At 70.4% G+C, this 8828-nt stretch carries 9 protein-coding genes; 1 reads left to right on the forward strand and 8 read right to left on the reverse strand.

Features of this window, described 5'->3' with window-relative positions; genetic code table 11:
* The coding region (locus tag AC08OP_RS15675) for a DEDD exonuclease domain-containing protein (protein WP_476614881.1) at positions 1-1524 on the forward strand (1524 nt) is incomplete at its 5' end.
* 79 nt (positions 1525-1603) lie between these two features.
* On the opposite strand, the gene qcrB is transcribed toward AC08OP_RS15675, so the two are convergent.
* The 8 genes from qcrB to AC08OP_RS15715 form a co-directional block, all read right to left on the reverse strand.
* Complete coding sequence (gene qcrB, locus AC08OP_RS15680) at positions 1604-3187, reverse strand: cytochrome bc1 complex cytochrome b subunit (protein ID WP_476614882.1); 1584 nt, start codon at positions 3185-3187, stop codon at positions 1604-1606.
* A complete protein-coding gene (qcrA, locus tag AC08OP_RS15685; protein ID WP_476614883.1) occupies positions 3184-4506 on the reverse strand; it encodes a cytochrome bc1 complex Rieske iron-sulfur subunit in 1323 nt (440 codons plus the stop codon). The genes qcrB and qcrA overlap by 4 nt, the downstream gene beginning before the upstream one ends.
* Positions 4503-5435, reverse strand: a complete 933-nt coding sequence (gene qcrC, locus AC08OP_RS15690) for a cytochrome bc1 complex diheme cytochrome c subunit (RefSeq protein ID WP_476614884.1) — start codon at positions 5433-5435, stop codon at positions 4503-4505. The genes qcrA and qcrC overlap by 4 nt, the downstream gene beginning before the upstream one ends.
* A 5-nt stretch (positions 5436-5440) precedes the next feature.
* Positions 5441-6079 carry an aa3-type cytochrome oxidase subunit III gene (gene ctaE / locus AC08OP_RS15695; protein ID WP_462186428.1) on the reverse strand — a complete coding sequence of 213 codons (639 nt, stop codon included), beginning with the start codon at positions 6077-6079 and terminating at the stop codon, positions 5441-5443.
* 322 nt (positions 6080-6401) lie between these two features.
* A complete protein-coding gene (locus AC08OP_RS15700) occupies positions 6402-6857 on the reverse strand; it encodes an SseB family protein (protein WP_476600648.1) in 456 nt (151 codons plus the stop codon).
* Between the two features lie 221 nt (positions 6858-7078).
* Positions 7079-7675, reverse strand: coding sequence for a DUF3501 family protein (locus tag AC08OP_RS15705; protein ID WP_476614885.1), 597 nt, complete (start codon positions 7673-7675; stop codon positions 7079-7081).
* Positions 7676-7893: 218 nt separating this feature from the next.
* A complete protein-coding gene (locus AC08OP_RS15710) occupies positions 7894-8334 on the reverse strand; it encodes a rubrerythrin family protein (RefSeq protein WP_462186431.1) in 441 nt (146 codons plus the stop codon).
* A 27-nt stretch (positions 8335-8361) separates the two neighbouring features.
* Positions 8362-8799 carry a Fur family transcriptional regulator gene (locus AC08OP_RS15715; protein WP_476593555.1) on the reverse strand — a complete coding sequence of 146 codons (438 nt, stop codon included), beginning with the start codon at positions 8797-8799 and terminating at the stop codon, positions 8362-8364.
* Positions 8800-8828: the final 29 nt, after the last annotated feature.

Here is an 8828-nt window from a genome sequence, read left to right on the forward strand (position 1 = left end):
GTCTCGGTGCTCACCGGCATCACCGCCGTGATGGTGGCGACGGCGCCGCCGGTCGCGCAGGTGGTGCCCACCTTCCTGGAGTTCGCCCGCGGTGCCGTTCTTGTCGCCCACAATGCCCCGTTCGACCTCGGCTTCCTGCGCGCCGCCGTCGAGCTCTGCGGCTATCCGGTGCCCGCCTGGGAGTATCTGGACACGTTGCGTATCGCCCGGCGGGTGGTCACGAGAGACGAGAGTCCCGACTGCCGGCTCACGTCGCTGGCCTCGCTGTTCCGCAGCCCGGTCGAACCCCGCCACCGGGCGCTGGCGGACGCCCGGGCCACCGTCGACGTGCTGCACGGGCTGTTCGAACGGCTCGGCAACGCGGGCGTGACCACCCTGGAGGACCTGCACGACTACAGCTCCCGGGTGTCGCCGGCCCAGCGACGCAAACGGCACCTGGCCGACGGCCTGCCGACGGGCCCGGGTGTCTACATCTTCCGGGACGCCGACGAACGGGCCCTGTATGTCGGCACCTCGCGTTCGGTGCGTTCCCGGGTCCGTACCTACTTCACCGCCAGCGAGCCCCGGACCCGGATGGCGGAGATGGTGGCGCTGGCTGAGCGGGTCGACGCGATCGGCTGCGCGCACGCCCTGGAGGCCGAGGTCCGGGAACTGCGGCTAATCGCCGAGTACAAGCCGCCGTACAACCGCCGATCCCGCTTCCCGGAGCGCTCCGTGTACCTCAAGCTCACCGACGAGCCGTTCCCGCGGCTTTCACGGGTGCGCACCGCCCGTGACGACGCGACCTATCTCGGGCCGTTCGGCAGCGTCCGCGCCGCCGACGCCGCCGCCGAGGCGCTGCTGGCCGCGGTGCCGCTGCGCCAGTGCTCCGGGCGCCTGTCCCCGCGCGTGCGTCGGCCCGCCTGTACCCTCGCCGACCTCGGCAGATGCGGAGCGCCGTGCGACGGCCGGGAGGACGTGGCGAGCTACGGCCGGCACGTCGCCGCCGCCCGGGCCGCCATCACCGGCGATCCGGGCCGAGTCATCGCCGCCTCGACGCGGCGCATCGACCGGCTGGCCGCCGAGCAGCGCTACGAGGAGGCCGCCGTCCAGCGGGACCGGATGATCGCGTTCGTCCGCGCGGCCGCACGTGCCCAACGGCTGTCGGCTCTCACCGGAGTCGCCGAGCTCGTCGCCGCGGCCCCGACCGCCGAGGCCGGCTGGGATCTGGCCATGGTGCGTCACGGCCGGCTGGTGTCGGCGGCGAGCGTGCCGCCCGGTGTCGATCCGCGGCCCTGGGTCGACGCCGTGGTCGCCAGCGCCGAGACGGTGCGGCCACGGCCCGGCCCGGCCCCGTGCGCCTCCGTCGAGGAGACCGAGCGCATCGCCCGTTGGCTCGGTGGGCCGGGGGTACGGCTCGTGCGGTTGGAGGGCGAGTGGAGCTGGCCGGCCGCGGGCGCCATCCGCGCCGCGGCCGGATTCAGTGCGGCCCCCGGCCGGCCGGTACGTGCGTATGACGGTGACGAGTGGTTCCCGTCGGCCTGACGTGACGTCAGGTCATGACGTCAGGACGCCACGTACTGACGCCAGGTACTCCGTCAGGTACTCCGTCAGGCCGGACGGGCTACTGCCGGCCGCCGCCGGGTGGCTGCTTCTCCTCGACGAAGAACCCGGTCACGGCCTTGCCGGCGCGGCGCGCAAGCCCCTTGCCGTGACCGTCGCCGTGCCCGTTGGCCGCCGGCAGCTCGAACCGGTCCGTCGGGACGAGCGGATGGTCGGGGATGGGAGTTGGCTTCGGGCGGTGGTCCTCCACGAACTCCCCGCTGGGAAGCTGGCGGATGATCCCGGTCTCGATGCCGTGATGCTCGATCTCGGCGTCCTTCTGGTTGAGCGCGATGCAGATCTTCTTCGTCACCACGTAGGCGATCGGTGGCACGACGATGAGCCCAATGCGGCCGGCCCAGGTCATCGCGTTCAGCGAGATGCTGAAGGTCTTGGCGATGATGTCGTTACCGCCGGAGATCATCAGCACCAGGTAGAAGCTGATCGCCATCGCGCCGATCGCGGTCCTGGTCGGCGCCTCCCGGGGCCGCTGCAGGAGGTTGTGCGGCTTCGTGTCCCCAGTGAACCTGGCTTCCAGCGCGGGATAGAGCGCCGCCAGCGTGAACATAATGCCCGGCAGGACGGCAGTCGGCCAGAACACCGCGGGGAGGGTGTGTCCCCAGCCGCGCCATTCCCACGGCGGCATGAGCCGGGTCGAGCCGTCGAGGAAGCCGATGTACCAGTCCGGCTGGGAGGCCGCGCTGACCTTCGCCGGGTCGTACGGGCCGAACATCCAGATCGGGTTGATCTGGGCGAGACCACCGAGCAGCGCGAGCATCGCGAAGACCAGCATGAAGAACCCGCCGGACTTCACCGCGAACACCGGGAAGACCCGGTGGCCGATGACGTTGTCCTCGGTCTTGCCCGGCCCGGGGAAGTCCGTGTGCTTCTGGTGCCACAGGATGCCCAGGTGCGCGCCGATGAGCGCGAGCAGGACGCCCGGCACCAGCAGGATGTGCGTCACATAGAGCCGGGGCAGGAAGTTGACGCCCGGGAACTCCCCGTTGAAGACGAGGAACGACGTCCACGTCCCGATAATCGGGATGGACTGGGCGATCGAGGCCGCGATCCGCAGACCGGTGCCGGAGAGCAGGTCGTCCGGGAGCGAGTAGCCGGCGAAGCCCTCGAGCATCGACAGGGCGACCAGACCGATGCCGATCAGCCAGTTGGTCTCGCGGGGCTTGCGGAACGCGCCGGTGAAGAACACCCGGAACATGTGCACGACCATCGACGCGACGAAGACCAGCGCGGCCCAGTGGTGGATCTGGCGGAACACCAGACCGGCCCGGGTGTCGAAGCTGATGTCCAGCGTCGAGGCGTAGGCCCGGCTCATCTCCACGCCCTTGAGCGGGACATAGGAACCGTTGTAGATGACCTCGGTGTTCGACGGGTCGAAGAACAGGGTCAGGTAGATGCCCGTCAGCAGCAGCACGATGAAGCTGTAGAGGGCGATCTCCCCGATCATGAACGACCAGTGGTCGGGGAAGACCTTGTTCAGGTTGCGCCGCAGAAAGGCCTGGTTGCCGAACCGTTCGTCGAGCTCACGGTTGGCCTTCCGGATCGGGCCCGGCCGCTTGACGAACTCGGGGGCGGAGGCGGTGGTCATGAGCGCTCCCAGAAGGCGGCACCGACGGGCTCGTGGTAGTCACCGTCACGGGCGTAGAGGAACCCGTCATTGTCCGCGGCGATGGCAAGCTGTGGCAGGGACCGGCTGGCCGGCCCGAAGATCGCCCGGCAGCCGTCCCGCACGTCGAAGACGGACTGGTGGCAGGGGCAGAGCAGATGATGGGTCTGCTGTTCGTACAGGCTGACCGGGCAGCCGGCGTGCGTGCAGATCTTGGAGTAGGCAACGTGGCCGTCGACGCCCCAGTCCTCCCGGCCCTTGCGGGGGCGGTCGACCCCCGGTGGCAGCCGGATGAGGATCGTCGTGCTGTCGGCCTTGGTCTGGATATCGGTCTTCGGCTGGTACGCGACGGTGCCGTCGGCCTCGGTCACCGGAACGGCCGGGAATACGGTCTCGATGCCGCCGATGGCGACGTCGCCGAGCTTGACGTAACGGCCGTCCTCCGTGACGAGGCGGGCACCCTTCACCCAGCTCGTGTGGTCGAGCTTCTTGCCCGGCTTGGCGTTCGTCAGGTTCAGCAGCGGCACCACGATCAGCCCGCCGAGCACGGTGCCAGCCCCGAGCAGGGTGCGGCGCAGCAACGGGTAGCGCGCGAGGCCGGTGTCGGCGAACCCGGCCGCGATCTCCTCCTCGGTGAGGGCGATCTCCTCCTTCGAGGAGGCGAACGCGTGGCGCTCCTGCACGGCCTGCTCGTGCGGCATCAGCCGCTTGGCCCACAGGATCAGGCCGATGCCGAGCCCACCAACGGCGAGGCCCAGCGCGGCCCCGAGGGAGGGGGTGTAGTACGCCTTGTGCTTGTCACCGGCGAAATTGGTGACGACGAACCCGACGGTGCCGATCACCGAGATCAAGAACCAGCCGGCGATCAGCCGCTCCGCCCGCCGCTCGGCCCGGCGGTCCACGTCCTGCGCGCGCGGCGGACGGACGGTCACCCCGCCGGCGGCCCGTTCCCCGTAGGTCGGCTGGATAACCCCCGCCCGCGGGCGAACGGCCGTGGTCCCGGGCTCACGGGTCGAGTCGGTCTGGTGGGGCGGCGTGCCCAGGGCCTCCGGGCCGTCCGGCGTCCCGGCCGGGACGTCCGGGCCGCCGGCGGACACCCCGGATCCCCCGGCGGGCTGGCCGGAGGTGTCCACCGGGTGCTTCGCCCTTCTGAAGATGCTGCTCATCGAGTCCTGCTCAGATTCATCGGCCGGTTCGCCCTGGTAGCCCGGGTAGTGCATACGCCGGTCCCTCGGGACGGACGGCTGGTCCGCACCGGAATCCGCCGGCCCCGGCGTTCCCGGGCCCGTCTGGTCACTCATACCTTCTGCCTCGCTCCGATCCACAGGCACACGCCCAGCAGGGCACCGACGCCCACCAGCCAGGCCAGCAGCCCCTCGGGCACCGGACCGTAGTTACCGAGGCTGTGCCCACCGGCGCTCGGCGTTTCCTTCATGTGCCTGATGTAGGCCGCGATCGCGATCGCGTCCTCCTCGTTGAGCTGGCGCGGGCCGAACACCGGCATCGACTCCGGCCCGGTCCGCATGGCCTCGACGACCTGCACCGGGGTGGACTCACTCAGCGAGGGGGCGAACTTGCCGTAGGTCAGCGGCGCACCCTGCCCGGCGGCCTGGTGGCACTGCGCGCAGTTGGCCCGGTACAACTCGCCGCCGTGCGACAGATCGGCGTCGTTGAGCGCCGCGTCCGTGACCTTCGGTATCTCCTCGCCGCCGCCAAGGCTCTGGATGTACGCGGCGAGCTGGTCGATCTGGGTCGCCGAGTAGATCGGGGGCTTGCGGTCGGCCTGCGCGGCGGGGGCGGCCAGCGGCATCCGGCCGGTCGACACCTGGAAGTCCACCGCGGCGGCGCCGACGCCGATGAGGCTGGGCCCGGTGTTCGTGCCCTGCGCTCCCAGCCCGTGGCAGGTCGAGCAGCCCTGCAGGTACAGCGCCCGGCCCTGCCGGACCGCCTCATTGGCGTCCGGGGTCTGCGCGGCGTTGCCGCCCGGCGCGAGCACCGTCCACAGCACCCCCGTGGCCAGCAGGCCGAGGACCATGACCAGCGCGGAGGACCTCCGGCGACGACGCGCGGGCGAACGGCGCCCGCCCGAGAACCGCTTCGTGGCGGCGACCGGCACCGAGGATCGCGACGCCGCAGTGCCCGACGCCAGGGTGCCCGGCGCGGGGGTGCCCGACGGTGGGATGCCCGACGGCGTGCTCGAGGATGACGAGGTGCCCGAGGATGCAGTCATGTCGCTCACTGGAGGAGGTAGATGGTCGCGAAGAGGGCGATCCAGACAACGTCGACGAAGTGCCAGTAGTACGACACGACGATCGCCGAGGTCGCCTTCTCCGGCGTGAAGCGCCCGTACATCGATCGGCCCAGCACCATCAAGAAGGCGACGAGACCGCCGATCACATGGAGCCCGTGGAAACCGGTGGTCAGGTAGTACACCGATCCGTAGGCGTGCGACGCCATCGTGAACTTGTTCTCGCTGAAGTACTCGTTCACCTGGCCGCCGACGAACACCAGACCCATGATCAGCGAGATCAGGTACCAGCGCCGTAGCCCGTACACGTCACCACGCTCGGCGGCGAACACGCCGAGCTGGCAGGTGACGCTGGACAGAACCAGGATCACGGTGAAGAACAACGCGTACCCGACGTGCAGCTCCACGGGTCCGTGTTCGGATCCGGCAGGGTCGCCGGTAGCCGGCGGCCAGTTGCCGCTGTTGACCGAACGGATCGTGAAGTACATCGCGAACAGGGACGCGAAGAACATCAGCTCCGATGACAGCCACACGACCGTGCCAACCGAGACCATCGAGGGACGGTTGGCCGTCGGGTGCGGTGGAGGAGCCTTCTCGAGGACGGGGGCTGAGGCCACGTCGGTCATTCTGGCACGGGACGGCCCACGCGCCACCGTAGGTTCGACGTTCGGTAGGACTACGACCCGTCGATGACCGCCCCGGATCATCGTGGCGGCTGCCTCGCGTGCCCGGCAAAGCCCTGCCGCAACTGGAAAAACGCAGGTCACAGCGATGTCAGTCGGCCTACGAACGATGCGGAGCGACAAGGCTGACCCGGCCGATGTTGCGTGCCTCACCCGCGACACACCGGCCCGCCAGCGCCGTTCGGCGGGCACGGTCGAGCCAACACGGACACCCCCGACCGCGACGTGGCCCCCGACCGCGACGTGACGTGACGCCGGCCGGGCCTCAGCCGGACATCGCGGCGAGCGCCCGCAGGCCGTCCGCCGGCAGGGCGATGCCGCCCTCCGAGCCGGGATCGACCGCGAGCAGGAGATCATCGGACGGCCAGATCCGGCCCAGTGCTGCCACCTGGACCGTGCGGTAACGCGCCACCTCCGGCAGCGCCTCGGCCAGGCGTTGCTCAGAGGTGAACGTCGGGACGAACTGGGTGCCGTCCTGCCGTTCGGCCACCGGCAGCTGCAGGACGCTGTCGTCCTCCTCCGACAGATCGGTGATGTCGTTACCGAGGTCGGGCAGCAGGACCTCGGCGACGGCGAGGTCGCCGAGCGCCGCTCGCTCGTCCTTACCTTCGGCGAGGCGGTGCAGCGCGGCCCGCGCGGCCGTGCCCTGCGCGGAGGGGACGCCGGCCGGGACAGCGGCGCCGGGGCGGGTGCGGTCGGGACGTAGCTGGTCATCGGTCACGGGTGGCTCCCTGACGTGGATGAACGTGCTGACGTTGACGGGTGGGCGGACGTGCCGACACGGACGCGTGCCCTAGGTGTTCCGCCTACCCATCCCACCGCGCGCGAACCGACTGCCCGCGGACGTGTCCGACCTCACCCGCGACCGGGGACCCGCGACCGCGACCGGCCGTGACCGGCTGCGACCGGCCGTGACAGGTCGGCGCCGGCCGAGTGGGCCGGTCAGGACCGCAACGCGAGATCCGCGATGAGGGCACGCCGGGTGGCTCCGGTCAACGGCGTCGCCTCGCTGTACTCCGGGTGTTCCACGACGAGCTCGACCAGCACTTCGGGGTCGCGGAAGGCATCCCGGAGCGAATCGGTCAGCGCGAAGCGCACCATGTGCACGGAGACGGTCTCAGTGGTCACATCGGGATCCTCGTCAAGGCCGGGGATCTCCTCGCCCGCCACCCGGGTCCCGCCGATCTCCAGGGCGAGACTGTGCTGCAGCCCGGCAAGCCGCCCCAACTCCTCGCGGACGGTCTCCAGAACCGAGAGCTCGATGAACACCGTCGCCGTGAGGACGTGGCTGGAGGGCAGCAGGCGGGAGTACGCATCGATCTCGTGGGCGACGTCGGCGGAGGCGGTCAGCCGCTCGGTGTAGACCATCTCCTGCACCTGGTAGCGCAGCGTCTGCTCGTTTTCGAACTCGAGGACGACGATGTCCCCGACCCGTACCCGGCGTTCGGCGCGCACCAGGATCATCTGACTGCGCAGCCGCGGCCGGCGCTCCGCGTACGCCTGGTGGTCGGTGGTGATGTCGGCGATGGTCAGCGCCATCGTGCGATCTCCTGTCCGGAAATGCTGGGATCCGTGAATGGGCGAGCGGTCCAGGAACGGCCGAGGGCCCAGGAACGGCCGAGGGCCCAGGAACGGCCGAGGGCCCAGGAACGGCCGAGGGCCCACGGCGCGGGAGCGACGATACGGGCCGGGGTGGCGACGGGGACTACTGGCATCGCCCCGCCACCCCGGCCCGGTCGATCGAGAAACCCCGACGATCAGGCGTCGGCCGTCTCCTCGGCCGACAGCGCGTCGAGGGCCTTCTTGAACCGACCGGCGTGGGTCTTCTCCGCCCGGGCGAGGGTCGAGAACCAGTCCGCGATCTCCTCGAAGCCCTCCTCGCGGGCGGTCTTGGCGAAGCCGGGGTACATGGCGGTGAACTCGTAGGTCTCGCCGGCGACGGCGCTGACCAGGTTCTTCATGGTCGTGCCAAGGGGCTCGCCCGTCGCCGGGTCGCCGACCTCCGCGAGGAAATCCAGATGCCCGAAGGCGTGCCCGGTCTCGCCCTCCGCGGTGTCGCGGAACAGCGACGATGCGTCGGTCAGCCCCTCGATGTCGGCCCGGCGGGCGAAGTAGAGGTAACGCCGGTTCGCCTGGCTCTCGCCGGCAAACGCCTCCTTGAGGTTCTCGTGGGTCTTGGTGCCGTCAAGCTTCGGCATGAAGTGCTCCTTGTGGATGGGTGTTCACTATTGACCGGTCCTGTCCGCGCCGCGGGCCGGGCCGGAGCCGTTCGCCTGACAATCCGGGCACAGCCCCCGGAACTGCAGGTCGTACCCGGTGATGGCGAATCCCGAGCGGCACGCGATCTCCGCCATCATCCCGTCGGGGACGGGGTGATCAATGTCGACCGCCCGACGGCATCCGCCACAGACCACGTGGTCGTGACGACTCGTGTTGGCGTCGTACCGGGCCGCCGGGCCGCCGCCCAGGCGCAGCTCGAGCGCTCGACCGGCGGACACCAGCAACGCCAGTGTGCGGTATACGGTCGCGCTGCCGATCCCCGGGGACACGGTCCGTACCCGTTCGTAGACCTCGGCCGCGGTCGGGTGGTCGCGGGCCGCCGCCAGCACCGCCAGCACGGCCATCCGCTGCGAAGTGAGACGAAGATCGGTCTGGTTGTTCATAGGATCACGCCCGTCGTACGGCGGTGGAA

The sequence above is a fragment of the Frankia sp. CeRuru1 genome (genome assembly GCF_977966315.1).